Origin of the sequence: Bacillus sp. S4 (genome assembly GCF_040838205.1) — a bacterium.
Classification (GTDB): Bacteria; Bacillota; Bacilli; order Bacillales; family Bacillaceae_G; genus Bacillus_A; species Bacillus_A cereus_U.
Genome location: NZ_JBFPJI010000048.1, coordinates 1 through 17,783 on the forward strand (window position 1 = coordinate 1; position 17,783 = coordinate 17,783).

Here is a 17,783-nt window from a genome sequence, read left to right on the forward strand (position 1 = left end):
CAGGAGCAACAGGAGCAACAGGAGCAACGGGAGCAACAGGAGCAACAGGAGCAACGGGAGCAACAGGAGCAACGGGAGCAACGGGAGCAACAGGAGTAACGGGAGTAACGGGAGCAACGGGAGTAACGGGGGCAACGGGAGCAACGGGAGCAACGGGAGCAACAGGAGTAACGGGAGCAACGGGAGCAACGGGAGCAACGGGAGCAACAGGTGAAACGGGAGCAACGGGAGTAACAGGTACAAGTATAACTGCGACGTATGCATTTGCGAATAATACATCAGGAGCGGCAATATCAGTGCTTCTTGGTGGAACAAATGTCCCACTTCCAAATAATCAGAATATCGGTCCAGGAATTACAGTGTCGGGGGGGAACACAGTATTTACGGCCGCAAATGCGGGGAATTATTATATTTCATATACAATTAATATAACGGCTTCATTATTAGTTAGTTCGCGAATTACAATTAATGGAGCACCGCTTGCTGGGACTATCAACTCTCCTGCATTAGCGACGACTTCATTTAGTGCAACAATTATTACGACTCTTGCAGCGGGGAGTGCAATTAGTTTGCAGTTGTTTGGATTGTTAGCTGTTGCAACATTATCAACGACTACACCTGGTGCAGTTTTAACGATTATAAGATTAAGCTAAGTAACGTGAACTTTCTTATTCTTTTAAAATTAAGAGAGTTTATACATATAATAAGAAGTTAACGAAGTAAAGCATAGTTATATGAAAGTCAGAATATTATGATTGTAACGCTGTTATGACTATAATATAATGAAAACAACCATCATGAATGAACATTCATTTATTTTCACAAGTATTGGAAGGGGGAATGAGAGTGGAAAAACCTTGGCTGCAGAGTTATCCAGATGAAATTCCAGGGACGATTTCTTATGATATTCAGCCACTTCATAGATATTTAGAGAAAATGGCTGCTCGTTATCCAGAAAAGAAAGCGCTTCATTTTTTAGGGAAAGATGTTACATTTTCAGATTTCCATGACAAGGTAAAGAAATTTGCGAATTACCTTCAAAGGCTTGGTATTGAAAAAGGCGATAGAGTTGCGATTATGTTACCGAATTGTCCGCAATCTGTAATTGGTTATTATGGTACTTTGCTTGCGGGTGGTATTGTCGTACAAACGAATCCTCTTTATACAGAAAGAGAGCTTGAGTATCAACTTCATGACTCAGGGGCAAAAGTTATTCTTTGCCTTGATTTAGTGTTTCCGAGAGTTACTAACGTTCAAACTGCAACAAAGATTGAGCACATTATCGTAACCCGTATTGCAGATTTTTTACCATTCCCTAAAAATTTACTTTATCCATTTGTACAAAAAAAGCAGGCAAATCTTGTTGTGAATGTGTCGGAAAGCGAAACGATTCATCTTTGGAAATCGGTAGAAAGGGAAAGTAGTACTAATGTTGAAGTTCCATGTGATCCTGAAAATGATCTAGCCCTTTTGCAGTATACAGGGGGAACGACAGGGTTTCCAAAAGGGGTTATGTTAACGCATAAAAACCTCGTTTCGAACACTTTAATGGGAGCGCATTGGTTATATAATTGTAAAGAAGGAGAAGAGGTAATTCTTGGTGTTCTTCCGTTTTTTCATGTGTACGGGATGACAGCTGTAATGAATTTGAGTATTATGCAAGGGTATAAAATGGTGCTTATTCCGAAGTTTGATATGAAAATGGTTTTTGAAGCAATTAAGAAACATAAAGTCACACTATTTCCAGGAGCACCAACCATTTATATTGCTCTATTAAATAGTCCTCTTTTAAAAGAATATGATATTTCTTCAATTCAGGCTTGTATTAGTGGTTCTGCACCGCTTCCTGTAGAAGTACAGGAGGAGTTTGAGAGAGTTACAGGTGGTAAATTAGTAGAAGGTTATGGATTAACGGAGTCATCACCAGTTACACATGGGAATTTTTTGTGGGAAAAGCGTGTGCCGGGAAGTATTGGGGTACCGTGGCCGGATACTGAGGCAATCATCATGTCACTTGAGACAGGAGAGTCATTACCTCCAGGTGAAATTGGTGAAATTGTTGTAAAGGGCCCACAAATTATGAAAGGGTATTGGAATAAGCCAGAAGAAACGGCAGCTGTACTGCAAGATGGCTGGCTTCATACAGGTGATGTAGGATACATGGATGAGGATGGCTTTTTCTATGTGAAAGATCGTAAGAAAGATATGATCGTTGCTAGTGGTTTTAACGTATATCCTCGTGAAGTAGAAGAGGTGTTATATGAACATGAAAAGGTGCAAGAAGTGGTAACAATCGGTGTTCCTGATCCGTATCGAGGGGAAACTGTAAAAGCGTTTGTTGTTTTGAAAGAAGGCGCTGAGTGTTCTGAAGAAGAATTAGATCAGTTTGCACGTAAATATTTAGCAGCTTACAAAGTTCCAAAGGTATATGAGTTTAGAAGTGAGTTGCCGAAGACGACAGTCGGAAAAATTTTACGCCGTGTCCTAATAGATGAAGAGAAGAGAAAGAATGAGGATGAGCAAACGGGCTAAGGCCCTTTCTTTTTGAAAAAATAGGATTGACACTTTTCTAAATAGTCAGTATTATAAGAATATGAATGACTATTCATTCAGTCATCTTCTTGAAGGGGACAGTAAAGTGAAGAAAAATAGACCGAAATACAATCAAATTATTGATGCAGCAGTCATTGTGATTGCGGAGAATGGATACCATCAAGCGCAAGTTTCTAAAATTGCAAAGCAAGCTGGGGTAGCTGATGGCACGATTTATTTATATTTTAAAAATAAAGAAGATATATTAATATCCTTATTCCAAGAGAAGATGGGAGAATTTGTTGAAACAATTCGTCAAAAAATAGCAGGAATTGAAAGCGCTGTAGCGAAGTTATTCATGTTGGTAGAAACGCACTTCTTGCTGTTGTCACAAAATGATCCTCTTGCTATCGTTACGCAATTAGAACTAAGGCAGTCCAATCAAGACTTGCGCCTTAAAATAAATGAAGTATTAAAAGGCTACTTACAAGTTATGGATGAGATTTTAGAGACAGGTATAAAGCAAGGTGAGTTTCAGGCGGATTTAAATGTTCGCGTGGCAAGACAAATGATCTTTGGAACAGTAGATGAAGTTGTGACCAATTGGGTAATGAGCGATCATAAGTATGATCTGGTCGCACTTTCAAAAACGGTACACGGGCTACTTATTGCAGCTTGTGGTTATCGTAAATAATGGGAGGGATCATGTTGAAATTCCTATCTGTAAAAGTTGAAGATCATATCGCGGTGGCGACGTTAAATCATGCTCCAGCTAATGCGATGTCTTCACAAGTTATGCATGACGTTACTGAATTAATCGATCAAGTGGAAAAGGATGATAACATTCGTGTTGTTGTTTTACATGGTGAAGGACGCTTCTTCTCAGCGGGGGCAGATATTAAAGAATTTACATCTGTTACTGAAGCGAAGCAAGCAACAGAGTTAGCACAGCTTGGACAAGTTACGTTTGAGCGTGTTGAAAAATGCTCAAAACCAGTTATTGCGGCAATTCATGGAGCGGCACTTGGCGGTGGCCTTGAGTTTGCTATGTCTTGCCACATGCGCTTTGTAACTGAAAGTACAAAGCTTGGTTTACCTGAATTAACACTTGGATTAATTCCTGGTTTTGCAGGTACACAGCGCTTACCACGTTATGTTGGTAAAGCGAAAGCTTGTGAAATGATGTTAACAAGTACACCAATTACTGGTGCAGAAGCATTGCAATGGGGACTTGTTAACGGAGTGTTTTCTGAAGAATCCATTTTAGAAGATACGCTTAAAATTGCAAAACAGATTGCTGGAAAAAGCCCAGCAACAACTCGTGCTGTGCTAGAGTTATTACAAACGACAAAATCGTCTCATTATTATGAAGGTGTACAGCGTGAATCACAGATTTTTGGTGAAGTATTTACGAGTGAAGATGGAAGAGAAGGCGTAGCAGCGTTTTTAGAAAAACGTAAGCCTTCATTTAGTGGTAGGTAGTCCAATTATTTTTTTAATAAAAATTAACAGAATTTTAAAATTGATAGAATCTTTCTGAAAAATAAGGGGGTAAATGGAATGAACATCTACGTACTCATGAAACGAACATTTGATACAGAAGAAAAAATCGTAATTAAAAACGGTGCAATTTACGATGGCGAAGCGGAATTCATCATCAACCCTTACGATGAATATGCGATTGAAGAAGCGATTCAAGTAAGAGATGCACAAGGTGGAGAAGTTACTGTTATAACAGTTGGTGGCGAGGATAGTGAAAAAGAACTTCGCACAGCATTAGCGATGGGCTGCGATAAAGCGGTACTAATTAACATTGAAGATGATGTTGAGAATGGTGACCAATTTACAACAGCAAAAGTGCTTGCTGAATATTTAAAAGATAAAGAAATTGATTTAATTTTAGGCGGGAACGTTGCGATTGACGGTGCATCTGGACAAGTTGGTCCACGAGTAGCTGAAGCGTTAAATATCCCATACGTAACGACGATTACGAAGCTTGAAATTGATGGTACAAATGTGAAGATTGAGCGTGATGTTGAAGGGGATACAGAAGTAATTGAATCATCATTACCTATTCTAGTAACAGCGCAACAAGGTTTAAATGAACCGCGTTATCCATCACTTCCAGGTATTATGAAAGCGAAGAAGAAGCCACTAGAAGAAGTAGAATTAGATGATTTAGATTTAGAAGAAGATGATGTGGAAGCAAAAACAAAAACAATTGAAATCTATTTGCCTCCTAAGAAAGATGCAGGAAAAGTGTTACAAGGCGAGCTGCAAGATCAAGTAAAAGAACTTGTATCGTTGCTCCACACAGAAGCGAAAGTAATCTAATAAAATACGAAATTATATATGCAGGAGGGAAAATCTATGGCTCGTAAAGTATTAGTAATGGGTGAAGTTCGTGATGGATCGCTACGTAACGTTTCGTTTGAAGCAGTAGCAGCAGCAAAAACAATTGCAGAAGGCGGTGAAGTGGTAGGTCTTCTAGTTGGAGACAGCGTTGCCTCTTTTGCAAATGAATTGATTCATTACGGTGCAGATCGCGTTGTGACAGTTGAAAATGATAAATTAAAATCATATACATCTGATGGTTATGCACAAGCATTTTTAGCTGTATATGCTGAAGAAAATCCAGAAGGCATTGTATTTGGACATACAGCACTTGGTAAAGATTTATCACCAAAATTAGCAGCGAAGCTTGAAGCTGGTTTAATTTCTGACGTAACTGCTTTAGAAATTGAAGGTGGCAATGTTATCTTTACTCGTCCAATCTATTCTGGTAAAGCATTTGAGAAGAAGATTGTAACAGATGGTATATTATTTGCGACAGTACGTCCAAATAATATCGCAACTCTTGAAAAAGATGAATCTCGCATCGGTGATGTGTCTTCTATTACAGTTGATGTGAAAGATCTACGTACAATCATTCAAGATGTTGTCCGTAAAACTGCAGAAGGTGTTGATCTTTCTGAAGCGAAAGTCATTATAGCTGGCGGACGTGGTGTGAAGAGTGAAGAAGGATTTAAACCGTTAAAAGAATTAGCTGACGTACTAGGCGGCGCTGTTGGAGCATCTCGTGGCGCTTGTGATGCTGAGTACTGTGATTATTCATTACAAATTGGTCAAACAGGTAAAGTTGTTACACCAGACCTATACATTGCATGCGGAATTTCTGGTGCGATTCAACATTTAGCTGGTATGTCTAATTCAAAAATAATTGTTGCGATTAATAAAGATCCAGAAGCAAGTATCTTCAAAGTAGCTGACTACGGTATTGTCGGTGATCTATTTGAAGTATTACCTCTTTTAACAGAAGAGTTTAAAAAGTTAAAAGTACATTCATGATTTGAGTACCCTTGAGTTCCAAGTGAAGTACCCCTATATATAGAAAAAGGTGAGAGATCCCCTGTCTCTCATCTTTTTAGTATTTCATCCATATTTTTATATAGTATAAAGGAACATTTTTTTGTTACAATACATAACGATACATAATATTCGCCACGTATAAAAGTTAATGATATACTCTTGGTAGAATATACTTGAAGGAGGAAATAAAATGGCAATTATAAATGCAAATGACCAAAGCTTCGCAGCTGAAACTAGCGAAGGTGTTGTATTATTAGATTTCTGGGCGCCTTGGTGCGGACCTTGTAAAATGATCGCTCCTGTATTAGAGGAAATCGATTCAGAGTTAGGCGAGAAAGTAAAAGTAGTAAAAGTGGACGTTGATGAAAACCAAGAAACTGCTCGTCAATTCGAAGTAATGAGCATTCCAGCTCTTTTCGTATTAAAAGACGGTAAAGTGGTTGATCAAGCGTTAGGATATAAACCGAAAGAAGCGTTAGTAGAATTAGTTTCTAAACACTTCTAAAATAAAGAAGCTGCCATTTGGTAGCTTTTTTTATTTTCTTTTTTACAACCTTTCCGTTACAATAAAAGAACGTATGTTGGGTGTTTTGACATAGTATGTTTTTATGTGAAAATAAAAATGATAAGCATGTAGAAATGGAGGGAGACGAGTGCACGAGCATTTAAAAGAGAAGTTAGCAATTTTGCCTGATCAACCTGGTTGTTATTTAATGAAGGATAAGCAGGGAACAGTTATATATGTCGGAAAAGCAAAGGTACTCAAAAATCGTGTGCGCTCGTACTTTACTGGTTCACATGATGGGAAAACACTTCGGCTTGTTGGAGAAATTGTTGATTTTGAATATATTGTGACTTCCTCAAATTTGGAGGCTCTTATTTTAGAGTTGAATTTAATAAAAAAATATGATCCGAAATATAATATTCAATTAAAAGATGATAAAACATATCCTTTCATTAAAATTACAGCTGAAAAACAGCCGCGCTTACTCATTACGCGAAACGTAAAAAAGGATAAAGGAAAGTATTTTGGCCCTTATCCAAATGCGCAATCGGCACATGAAACAAAGAAATTATTAGATCGTATGTATCCACTTCGTAAATGTTCAAATATGCCAGATAAAGTTTGCTTATATTATCATATGGGCCAATGTTTAGCGCCTTGTGTGAAAGAAGTAACGGATGAGCAAAATAAAGAAATTGTAGATGAAATTATTAAATTCTTAAATGGTGGGCATAAAGAAATTCGTTCAGAATTAGAAACGAAGATGTACGAGGCTTCAGAGAAACTAGAATTTGAACGGGCGAAAGAGTTGCGAGATCAAATTGCTCATATTGATGCAATTATGGAAAAGCAAAAGATGATTATGAGTGATTTAGTGGATCGGGATGTGTTTGGATATGCAGTTGATAAAGGGTGGATGTGTGTTCAAGTTTTCTTCGTTCGAAAAGGAAAGTTAATTGAGCGCGATGTTTCCATGTTCCCGATATATGATGAACCTGAAGAGGGTTTTTTAACTTTTATCGGTCAATTTTATGAAAACAGTAGTCATTTCAAGCCGAAGGAAATTGTTGTTCCAGGAAGTATCGATTCAGAATTAGTAGAGCGCTTTTTAGAAGTTGAAGCGACACAGCCGAAGCGTGGGAAGAAAAAAGATCTTGTGGAATTAGCAAATAAAAATGCAAAAATTGCACTAGAAGAGAAATTTCACTTAATTGAACGTGATGAAGAGCGAACGATTAAAGCTGTAGATCATTTAGGAAAGCAGCTCGGTATTGAAACACCTTATCGTATTGAAGCGTTTGATAATTCAAATATTCAAGGGACAAATCCTGTTTCAGCAATGATTGCTTTTATCGATGGGAAACCAGCGAAGAAAGAATATCGGAAATATAAAATTAAAACGGTCCAAGGGCCAGATGATTACGAGTCTATGAGGGAAGTTGTGAGACGCCGTTATACGAGAGCATTGAAGGAAAATTCACCTTTGCCAGATTTAATAATTATCGATGGGGGAAAAGGACATCTAGCGGCTACAAGTGATGTTCTTGAAAACGAGCTTGGATTATATATTCCAATGGCAGGGCTTGTAAAAGATGAAAAACATAAAACATCACATTTAATTATTGGAGATCCGCCTGAGCCTGTTATGCTTGCGAGGAATAGCCAAGAATTTTATTTATTGCAGCGCATTCAAGATGAAGTACATCGATTTGCAATTACATTCCATCGTCAATTACACGGGAAATCTGTTATTCAATCGGCGTTAGATGAAATTCCGGGAATCGGTGATAAACGAAAAAAAGTATTGCTAAAACATTTTGGTTCATTAAAAAAGATGAAAGAAGCTTCCGTATCGGAATTTGTCGAAGCGGGTATGCCGAAAAATGTAGCGGAGACAATTTATACTTATTTAACAGGTAAGAAGACGTTGTAGTTTACAATGTCTTCTGTTTTTTGATATAATTTCTGAAGATTTAAAATAAACACACCTAAATGAATATACAAAAAAGTCAACTAAACTTATATGTCTAGTTGACTGTAAGTAGATGCTACACTTCAATGAGATCTTTTATATCCCATTTAACAAGAAATGTAATAGAGTCTGAACGTTTTTTCTGTTCCTCATAGGACTCTGCAACGACGTTTCTTTGTCTTTGAATTTGCTCGGCGATAAATCCAGCTTCTAATTGATAAGATGAATGTCTTTTTTGTTTTTGACGCTCAGTAATAAGTGTACCTTTAAGTTGAAATTGCATTTCACGACGTTTATGTTCAATGATGCTTAAAGTGCCCCAACCAGCTTTTTCAAAAAACTGAATGACTTCTTCAATTGTTTCTAGTGGATATTTTCTCGCAAGGTTTCTACCGGCCCAGTATAAAATACCATCTAAATCGTTACCAATTAAATCAGGTAGTAATTCTTCACGTAGCAATTCATAAGCGAAGGCGTTCAATGAAACATCTTCTAAAGATGTTATATCGATTGTATTTTTGCTCACAATATTCCCCTCTTTCTATAGGGATTATTATATAACATTTTTCATTTATAAAAACAGATTTTTCTTAGGGAAAATCTGAATATATAAGAAGAAAAAAAGAATTGGCAAATTATATGCAAATTATGTATACGTTTTCTTGACGCTTCGACAAAAATAGGGGTAAAATGAACTTGGAATCAAATTATGCTGAAATATTTTGAATAATTTTTTCAGTTTTTCTTATGCCAATAGTGAAAAAACATTATTGTTGTAAATTAATCTGAAAACAGCAGTCAAACATTCAAGGGGGTAATGGGGACATGAAAGGCCGCGAGTATACGTTTCGTAAGTGGCACTCATTAATGGGGGTCATCCCGGTTGGTGTCTTTTTGACGCAACATTTAATTGTAAACAACTTTGCAACAAGAGGAGCAGAGGCTTTTAACAAAGCTGCAGGCTTTATGGAGCTCCTTCCATTCCGGTATGCGCTAGAAATTTTCATCATCTTTTTACCTATACTGTACCATGCTATATATGGCTTATATATTGCATTTACAGCTAAGAACAATGCGGTATCTTACGGCTATTTCCGTAACTGGATGTTCGTCTTCCAACGAATTTCAGGTATCGTTACGCTGATCTTCATTTCTTGGCACGTCTGGGAAACTCGTATTCAAGCATTGTTAGGTAAAGAGGTAAACTATGATATGATGGCAGATATTTTAAACAACCCATTTATGTTTGGTTTCTATTTAGTTGGTGTTGTTTCAACAATTTTCCACTTTGCAAATGGACTATGGACATTCTGCATAAGCTGGGGAATTACAGTATCTCCACGTTCACAAAGAATCTCTACTTATGTAACATTAGCTATTTTCTTAGGTCTATCTTATGTAGGTGTGAGTGCATTATTAGCGTTCATCGATCCACAGCTAGCAAACCAGTAAGGAGTGGGAGAACATGAAAGGGAAACTTATAGTAGTCGGCGGTGGCTTGGCCGGCTTAATGGCAACGATTAAAGCGGCAGAAGCAGGAGTGAATGTTGAACTATTTTCTTTAGTACCAGTAAAACGTTCACATTCTGTATGTGCCCAAGGTGGAATTAACGGTGCCGTAAATACAAAAGGTGAAGGGGATTCTCCATGGATCCACTTTGACGATACAATTTATGGTGGGGACTTCTTAGCGAACCAACCACCAGTTAAAGCGATGTGTGATGCAGCACCTGGTATTATTCATTTAATGGACCGCATGGGTGTTATGTTCAACCGTACGGAAGAAGGGCTTCTTGATTTCCGTCGTTTCGGTGGAACACAACATCATCGTACAGCATTTGCTGGCGCAACAACTGGTCAACAATTACTATATGCATTAGATGAGCAAGTACGTCGTCATGAAGTAGCAGGACTTGTAACGAAATATGAAGGTTGGGATTTCTTACGAGCTGTTGTGGATGATGAAGGTGTGTGCCGAGGAATCGTCGCGCAAGACTTACAAACTATGGAGATAAAAAGTTTCCAAGCTGATGCCGTGATTATGGCAACAGGGGGCCCTGGTATCATCTTTGGAAAATCAACAAACTCTATTATTAATACAGGTACAGCAGCGTCTGCTGTATATCAACAAGGTGCATATTATGCGAACGGTGAGTTCATTCAAATCCATCCAACGGCAATTCCTGGAGACGATAAGTTACGTCTTATGAGTGAATCTGCACGTGGTGAAGGTGGACGTGTTTGGACGTATAAAGATGGTAAGCCATGGTACTTCTTAGAAGAAAAATATCCAGCTTACGGAAACCTTGTACCTCGTGATATTGCAACGCGTGAAATCTTTGATGTTTGCGTAGAGCAAAAACTAGGTATTAACGGTGAAAACATGGTGTACTTAGATCTTTCTCATAAAGATCCGAAAGAACTAGATATTAAACTTGGTGGAATTATTGAAATCTATGAGAAATTTACAGGTGATGATCCTCGTAAACTACCAATGAAAATCTTCCCAGCGGTTCACTATTCAATGGGCGGATTATGGGTTGATTATAAACAAATGACAAGTATTCCAGGTTTATTTGCAGCAGGTGAGTGTGATTATTCTATGCACGGTGGTAACCGCCTTGGTGCGAACTCACTATTATCAGCAATTTACGGTGGTATGGTAGCAGGACCGAACGCGATTGAGTATATGAAAGGTCTTTCTAAATCATCTGATGCTGTTTCATCTACTGTATATGAGCAAAATGAATTAATCGAAACAGAGAAATTTAACAATATTTTAACGCTTGATGGTAACGAAAATGCATATGTTCTTCATAAAGAGCTTGGAGAATGGATGACAGATAACGTTACAGTAGTTCGTGAAAATAAAAAGTTAATAGAAACTGATGCGAAAATTGAAGAGTTAATGGCGCGTTACAAACGCATTAACATTAACGATACAGCGAGATGGAGTAACCAAGGTGCTTCATTTACACGCCAACTTGCAAATATGTTCGAGTTAGCACGTGTTATTACAATTGGCGCATATAACCGTAATGAAAGCCGCGGAGCGCATTACAAACCAGAATTCCCAAATCGTGATGATGCAAACTTCTTAAAAACTACGATGGCGAAATTTGAGGGAGAAGGAAAAGCACCAGCATTCCATTACGAAGAAGTGGATGTTTCATTAATTAAACCACGTAAACGTGACTATTCCTCAAAACATGATGTAGCTGCTAAGGGTGAAGAGAAGGGGGATAAGCAACATGTCTGAGAAAACAATCCGCCTCATCATTACGAGACAAGATGGACCAGATGCACAAGAGTTTGACCAAGAGTTTGAAATTCCATATCGTCCAAATATGAATATTATTTCGGCACTGATGGAAATTCGTCGTAATCCTGTTGATTCAAAAGGAAACCAGACGACTCCGATTGCATGGGATATGAACTGTTTAGAAGAAGTATGTGGTGCTTGTTCGATGGTGATTAACGGAAAACCACGTCAATCATGTACAGCTCTTATTGACCAGTTAGAACAACCAATTCGCTTAAAGCCGATGAAGACATTCCCGATTGTACGTGACTTACAAGTTGACCGTAGCCGTATGTTTAATGCGTTAAAACGTGTTAAAGCTTGGATTCCAATCGACGGTACGTACGACCTAGGACCAGGTCCAAGAATGCCAGAGAAAAAGCGTCAATGGGCATATGAACTTTCGAAATGTATGACATGTGGTGTTTGCTTAGAGTCATGTCCGAACGTAAACAGTAAGTCTGACTTTATTGGACCAGCACCGCTTTCACAAGCGCGTTTATTTAACTCGCATCCAACTGGTGAAATGCATAAAGCAGATCGCTTGCGTGCAATTATGGGTGATGGAGGACTTGCAAACTGTGGTAACTCTCAAAACTGTGTGCAATCATGTCCGAAAGGTATTCCATTAACAACTTCAATTGCAGCATTAAACCGTGATACAACAATTCAATCGTTCAAAGATTTCTTTGGTAGCGACAATAACTATTAATAAATATTGCCTCTTCATGTTGAAGAGGCAATATTTATAACTTTATATTTCTGTTTATTCTGTTTATTTTAAAGGCGAAAAGGAGAGGGAACAATGAAGAGAATTTCTTATATTGAAGACTTTGAGCAATGGGAAAGTGGTTTTTCATTTTATAATCCTGTCAAAGTTCGTTTTGGTGAAGTAGATATGTTTGGACATGTAAATAATGTCGTTGCTTTTACATATTTTGAAGAAGCTCGTATCGCATTGTTTAAAGAACTTGGATTTATGCAAGAATGGACACATGAATCATCAGAAACGATGATCGTTGTTGCAGATTTACAATGCAATTTTATTAAACAAATTTATTTTGATGAGCAGTTGAAAGTATATGTAAAGGCAGGAGCGGTTGGGAACTCCTCATTAGATTTACACTATATGGTCAAAAATGCAGAGGGGGAAGTTTGTTTAGTTGGACGCGGTATGATGGTCCAAGCATCGAAAAAAACTGGAAGAGGCGAGCCGTGGCCTGAGGAATGGAAGGAATTATTACAATAATAGAATAAAAGAAAAATAAGAGAGCGATTCGCTCTCTTATTTTTTGTCCTTCGTTGCCTCTTCTAATGTTAGGTGGTGCTTATATATGTATGCGGCATATGTATTGCCAACGTAGCGTAAGTGCCACGGTTCGTATGAATACTCTGTTGTCTCTGTTTTATCCTCTAAATAACGAATGACAAAACCAAATTCATGAGCATGTTCCGCAACCCATTTTCCTTCTGCTGTCTCTCCAAAGATTGGTTCTAATTGGAATTTAGCAGATTTTGAGCTAATATCCATTGCTAGACCAGTTTGATGCTCACTTGTTCCAGGAATTGCACTTACCGAATCAGCCTCAGCTTTTCCTTGGCGTTTAATATATGTATTATGTAATGACTGTTGGCGTTTGTAAGAACGGTAACCTGAAACTGCTGTAAGTTCTAAACCTTCTTCTTTCGCTGCTTGGAACATTTTTTCAAGAGCGTCTGCAGCATCTTTGCGAAGTAATGTTTTCTCTTTATCTTTTGGACTAGTAAATGGTACGTTCGGTTTCGTTAAATCTTCTGGAATGTACCCATCTGGTAATTTACGATGTTTATTGACTAATACAAGAGCAGAATCTGGATTTGTTACAACGGAAAAATTATCATCTAGTTTCTTTGCATTATGATCAGCTTTTGGAAAAGCAGGAATCTCTTCTTTTGGATGGTTACTATGTTTTTGACTTTCGACAGCTTTCGCCTCATTTTGCAGTGGTGATTTAGAACCAAAGTAAGCGAAAGATGTGATACCGATTACAATAGTAGTGGCAGAAATAAGTATTATCTTTTTCATGAGACCTTGTAATCACTGTCCTTTCTTAATAAAATATGTATCGTTTTTATTATAAGTCTAGTTTATTGAAAAAGAAATATAAGAGTCATAACGTAATAGAAATGCAAAGAAAATGTCAGAAAATGTGTGAAATTGTAGTGTTTTTTTTATATAATTCATTTCCTATCTTTCATGTGATTCATTTTTTATGTAATATATACATATAAGGAGATGTAACGATTATGGAGAATAAAGGACTTCTTGTATAGACTAGGAGTGAATGGGAATGGATTTTGCAACAATTATTGGAGTCATTTTAGGAGTGTTGGCAGTAGTAGTAGGAATGGTCGTCAAGGGCGCTGACGTAATGGCCTTAGTTAATCCTGCAGCAGCATTAATTATTTTTGTGGGTACATTTGCAGCAGTATGTATTGCCTTTCCAATGAATCAACTAAAAAGGATTCCAAAATTATTTAAAGTTCTTTTTGGTTCAAATAAAAAAGATTTAAGTTATGAACAGTTACTAGAATTATTTGTTCATTGGACATCTGAGAGTAGAAAATACGGTATTTTGTCTTTAGAACAACAATTAGATAAAATTCAAGATGAATTTCTCTTGCGTGGTATGAAGTTTGTGATTGATGGTGTATCTGCAGAAGACTTAGAACAAATTTTAGAAGCTGAATTAGAAGCAATTGAAGAAAGACATGCAAAAGGAGCTACTATTTTTTCGCAAGCTGGTACATATGCACCTACATTAGGGGTTTTAGGTGCTGTTATTGGTCTTGTAGCTGCACTTGGAAATTTAACTGATATTGAAAAGCTAGGACATGCTATTTCAGGTGCGTTTATTGCAACGATTTTCGGTATTTTTTCAGGTTACGTATTATGGCATCCATTTGCAAATAAATTAAAGCAAAAGTCTGCTGCTGAATTAGAGAAGAAACGTTTAATTATTGATTGTTTATTAATGTTACAAGAAGGTACATATCCATTTATTATGAAAAACCGCATTTTAGGTGCGCTTTCTGCAACTGAGCGTAAAAAGCTAGAAAAAGGAGCGGAAAAGAATGCGGAGTAGGAAGAATAGAAGAAGTAAAAGGAAAAAGCATGACGAACATATCGATGAAACTTGGTTAATCCCGTATTCTGATATGCTAACATTGTTGTTTGCGCTGTTTATTGTTTTATTTGCAATGAGTAGTATAGATGCTGCGAAATTTAAACAGATGGCAGTAGCTTTTCGAAGTGAACTAGCAGGTGGAACAGGAAATAAAGAGTTTTTAAGTGATCAAAAACCAAAAGAAGAAAAAGAGCTATCGGCAAGTGGTTTGGAATCTGAGAAAATCAAAAAAGATGCTGAAGCTGAAGTGAAAAAGCAAGAAATGAATGAATTAAAAGCAGTACAACAAAGTATTGACAAGTATATTGAGGAAAAGCAATTATCTTCTTCGTTTAAAACGGATTTAACTGAAAAAGGATTAATGGTAACGATATTAGAAAATGTATTATTTGACTCAGGGAAAGCAGATGTGAAGTTGGAATCATTAGGGATTGCAAAAGAGATGTCTAACCTGCTTGTGTCGGCATCACCTCGTGAAATTACAGTGTCGGGTCATACAGATACAGTTCCTATCGCAAATGCTCAGTTTGCATCAAACTGGGAGTTAAGTACACAGCGTGCAGTTAATTTTATGCAGGTGTTACTCCAAAATAAAGAATTGCAACCAGAAAAGTTTAGTGCAGTTGGTTACGGAGAATATCGTTCAATTGCACCAAATGATACGCCTGAAGGAAAAGCGAAAAATAGACGTGTTGAAGTGTTTATCTTGCCTTTAACAAGAAATATGCAATAAAAGAGGATGGCGTAAGCCATCCTCTTTGTTATTTTGCATCAAATGATTTTAAGTTTTCATGACGGATTTTGTCTTTTTCTGCATCTGATTTTTTGAAATTATAATCGTATAAAGCACCTTCCCAGTCACCATACATTGGATTAGGGAAAATGATGAATTTTTCACCAAATTGTGCTTTTGATTCTGCTACTGTTTCATTGCGATCTTTTACAGATTTCCCATCAAAACCAGTGAAATCAGATAAGTTGTCACCGAAGAATAGGACGATGTCATGTGTTTGCGAAACAAGCTCACGACGTTTTTCTTTCCCTTTTTCTTTCGGATCTTGTAATAAGATATGCTCTTTTGTTGCTTGTGGAGCACCAACGCGCTCAAGGTTTTTAATAGTTGCATCTAGTTGATTCGTTTTACGATTTGAGATGTAGTAAATATCTACACCTTTAGACTCTGTGTATTTTAAGAAATCAATAGCGCCTGGGAGAGCTTCAGCTTCAGCCTTATTAATCCAATCGTCCCATTTATAAGGATAGCCTTTTCCTGTTTTTACACTCATTGCTTGATGAGGACTGTTATCTAAAACAGTTTCATCTAAATCAAGTACGATAGCAGGTTTTTTGCCGGTCCCTTTTGCAAGAGCTGCATCAAGCTTCAATTGACCAATATTGTATCCTTGGTAGTATAGTGCTTTCGTTTCGCCAGCTGTTTGATACCATAAATCAGCCATTAATTGCTGGTCTGTTAATTGTACTTTCTCTTCTTTTGCCACTGTTTTCTCAGCTGTTCCTGAACATGCTACAAGCGATGTGGAAAGAACGGCTACAGATAATAAAGTGGTAATACCCCTCTTCATCTTCATATGTATCCTCCTCGATGTTAGAAAATCATTTAATATTATATATTAAAATATGATATTTTTTTTATGAACATTTGCATATTGTCTTTTGTATATGTAGTAGTTTGTCCTATAGTAGATAAGGTAAATAAAAAAGATAAGGTAAAACTAAGTAGTTGAAGAAAAGGAATGTATGTAAGAAGATGGAATAAGGTTACTATATGTTGTTTTAAACAAACATATTATGTAAGCGAGAGCGAGAATGCTATTGAAGGGGAGGATATATACATTGAGTTTACAAATTCAAAACTTAACAAAAATATTCGGAGAATCTAAAGCAGTTAATGGTTTGGAAATCTCGTTACCGAAAGGTGAAGTGTTAGGGTTACTTGGCCGAAATGGTGCAGGAAAAACAACGACAATTAAAATGTTACTAGGTTTATTAACGCCAAATGAAGGTTCTATTACGTGGGATGGAAAGTCATTTGGTGATAGCGGGGTAACAATTGGATATTTACCAGAAGAAAGAGGACTATATACAAAAAGTAGAGTAATAGATCAGTTGCGATATTTTGGTAGATTAGAAGGAATGACGAAAAAAGAAGTGGATCTTGCAATTGATCACTGGTTAGAGCGCTTAGCAATTCCAGAATATAAATTTAAAACGGCTGGAGAACTTTCAAAAGGGAATCAGCAAAAAATTCAATTGATAGCTGCTCTTCTTCATGATCCAGAACTCCTTATTTTGGATGAACCATTTAGCGGACTTGATCCAGTTAATGCTGGAATGCTAGCTAGTATTATTGGAGAACAAGTACAGAGCGGAAAGACAATTATTTTATCAAGTCACCGTATGGAGCAAGTAGAGGCGTTTTGCCAACATGTATGTATTTTGAAAAAAGGCGAAGCAGTTGTAGAAGGACAGTTAAGTGATATTAAGAAAGAATACGGTTTTCGTAATTTAACGATTGAAGATATAGCAGAGAATGAAAAGGGATTAGAGGCTATACATGTCCCGTATGAAAAACAACAAGGCCTTCTTTATGTAAAAGTACAAGACGATGCAGAAGCTCTAAAGATTTTGCAACAATTGCAAGAACAAGGTATTAGCTTACGACAATTTAAAATGCTAGAGCCAACGTTGAACGAAATCTTTGTAGAGAGGGCGAAATAAAGATGCGTAAATTTTATCATGTATTTTCATTTTATTTTAGGGAAGCGTTTTTATCTAAAAAATCATTAATTACGAGTGCGATTTTATTTTTGGTTGTGTTTGGGATTTTTGCATTTAATCATTTTACTTCAAGTAATGATAAAAATAAGGATAAAGATAAAATTGCAGTTGTGACAGAGAGTTCCACATATAAAATAC

Annotated in this window: 18 protein-coding genes and 1 pseudogene; 16 read left to right on the forward strand and 3 right to left on the reverse strand. The window is 37.1% G+C overall.

Annotated elements, in window-relative coordinates; genetic code table 11:
• From AB3X48_RS08195 to uvrC, 8 genes are all read left to right on the forward strand, one after another.
• Positions 1-653 (forward strand): BclA C-terminal domain-containing protein (locus tag AB3X48_RS08195; RefSeq protein WP_483298822.1); only part of this gene is annotated, 653 nt, incomplete at its 5' end.
• Positions 654-846: 193 nt separating this feature from the next.
• Positions 847-2,532, forward strand: coding sequence for a long-chain-fatty-acid--CoA ligase (locus AB3X48_RS08200; RefSeq protein ID WP_016106284.1), 1,686 nt, complete (start codon positions 847-849; stop codon positions 2,530-2,532).
• Between the two features lie 106 nt (positions 2,533-2,638).
• On the forward strand, positions 2,639-3,226 hold the full coding sequence (fadR, locus tag AB3X48_RS08205; protein ID WP_087945806.1) for a fatty acid metabolism transcriptional regulator FadR: 588 nt from the start codon (positions 2,639-2,641) through the stop codon (positions 3,224-3,226).
• 11 nt (positions 3,227-3,237) lie between these two features.
• On the forward strand, positions 3,238-4,014 hold the full coding sequence (locus tag AB3X48_RS08210) for an enoyl-CoA hydratase (protein ID WP_002088868.1): 777 nt from the start codon (positions 3,238-3,240) through the stop codon (positions 4,012-4,014).
• 78 nt (positions 4,015-4,092) lie between these two features.
• A complete protein-coding gene (gene etfB / locus AB3X48_RS08215; RefSeq protein WP_002160310.1) occupies positions 4,093-4,866 on the forward strand; it encodes an electron transfer flavoprotein subunit beta in 774 nt (257 codons plus the stop codon).
• Positions 4,867-4,902: 36 nt separating this feature from the next.
• On the forward strand, positions 4,903-5,880 hold the full coding sequence (gene etfA, locus AB3X48_RS08220) for an electron transfer flavoprotein subunit alpha (protein ID WP_002160311.1): 978 nt from the start codon (positions 4,903-4,905) through the stop codon (positions 5,878-5,880).
• 211 nt (positions 5,881-6,091) lie between these two features.
• A complete protein-coding gene (gene trxA, locus AB3X48_RS08225) occupies positions 6,092-6,406 on the forward strand; it encodes a thioredoxin (RefSeq protein ID WP_000974757.1) in 315 nt (104 codons plus the stop codon).
• A 148-nt stretch (positions 6,407-6,554) separates the two neighbouring features.
• A complete protein-coding gene (uvrC, locus tag AB3X48_RS08230; RefSeq protein ID WP_016106283.1) occupies positions 6,555-8,339 on the forward strand; it encodes an excinuclease ABC subunit C in 1,785 nt (594 codons plus the stop codon).
• Between the two features lie 115 nt (positions 8,340-8,454).
• On the opposite strand, the gene AB3X48_RS08235 is transcribed toward uvrC, so the two are convergent.
• Entirely contained in the window at positions 8,455-8,904 is a 450-nt protein-coding gene (locus tag AB3X48_RS08235) for a YslB family protein (protein ID WP_002015405.1), read from the reverse strand.
• Positions 8,905-9,203: 299 nt separating this feature from the next.
• Here AB3X48_RS08235 and sdhC point away from each other — a divergent pair, with 299 nt between their 5' ends.
• The 4 genes from sdhC (at position 9,204) to AB3X48_RS08255 (ending at position 12,928) form a co-directional block, all read left to right on the forward strand.
• Positions 9,204-9,830 (forward strand): succinate dehydrogenase cytochrome B558, encoded by a 627-nt coding sequence (sdhC, locus tag AB3X48_RS08240; RefSeq protein ID WP_002015407.1) that lies wholly within the window; start codon positions 9,204-9,206, stop codon positions 9,828-9,830.
• A 13-nt stretch (positions 9,831-9,843) separates the two neighbouring features.
• The gene (sdhA, locus tag AB3X48_RS08245) at positions 9,844-11,637 is read left to right on the forward strand and encodes a succinate dehydrogenase flavoprotein subunit (protein ID WP_002160314.1); all 1,794 of its coding nucleotides are present in this window, start codon (positions 9,844-9,846) and stop codon (positions 11,635-11,637) included.
• Entirely contained in the window at positions 11,630-12,391 is a 762-nt protein-coding gene (sdhB, locus tag AB3X48_RS08250; protein WP_002088861.1) for a succinate dehydrogenase iron-sulfur subunit, read from the forward strand. The genes sdhA and sdhB overlap by 8 nt, the downstream gene beginning before the upstream one ends.
• Before the next feature lie 93 nt (positions 12,392-12,484).
• Positions 12,485-12,928, forward strand: a complete 444-nt coding sequence (locus AB3X48_RS08255; RefSeq protein ID WP_002015410.1) for an acyl-CoA thioesterase — start codon at positions 12,485-12,487, stop codon at positions 12,926-12,928.
• Positions 12,929-12,964: 36 nt separating this feature from the next.
• Here AB3X48_RS08255 and AB3X48_RS08260 read toward each other — a convergent pair whose 3' ends face one another.
• A complete protein-coding gene (locus AB3X48_RS08260) occupies positions 12,965-13,744 on the reverse strand; it encodes a M15 family metallopeptidase (RefSeq protein WP_016106282.1) in 780 nt (259 codons plus the stop codon).
• A 265-nt stretch (positions 13,745-14,009) separates the two neighbouring features.
• On the opposite strand from AB3X48_RS08260, the gene motA reads away from it, so the two are divergent.
• The gene (motA, locus tag AB3X48_RS08265) at positions 14,010-14,804 is read left to right on the forward strand and encodes a flagellar motor stator protein MotA (RefSeq protein WP_002112100.1); all 795 of its coding nucleotides are present in this window, start codon (positions 14,010-14,012) and stop codon (positions 14,802-14,804) included.
• Complete coding sequence (motB, locus tag AB3X48_RS08270) at positions 14,794-15,579, forward strand: flagellar motor protein MotB (protein ID WP_002160317.1); 786 nt, start codon at positions 14,794-14,796, stop codon at positions 15,577-15,579. Before motA ends, motB begins: the two co-directional genes overlap by 11 nt.
• Positions 15,580-15,607: 28 nt before the next feature.
• Here the strand turns inward: motB and AB3X48_RS08275 are convergent, their stop codons facing one another.
• Positions 15,608-16,435: a 5'-nucleotidase, lipoprotein e(P4) family gene (locus AB3X48_RS08275; protein WP_002160318.1), complete on the reverse strand. Its 828-nt coding sequence runs from the start codon at positions 16,433-16,435 to the stop codon at positions 15,608-15,610.
• 265 nt (positions 16,436-16,700) lie between these two features.
• Between AB3X48_RS08275 and AB3X48_RS08280 the strand changes: the two genes are divergently transcribed.
• Entirely contained in the window at positions 16,701-17,585 is an 885-nt protein-coding gene (locus AB3X48_RS08280) for an ABC transporter ATP-binding protein (RefSeq protein WP_016106281.1), read from the forward strand.
• Positions 17,586-17,587: 2 nt separating this feature from the next.
• Positions 17,588-17,783: pseudogene (locus AB3X48_RS08285) on the forward strand (ABC transporter permease); the annotation flags it as partial.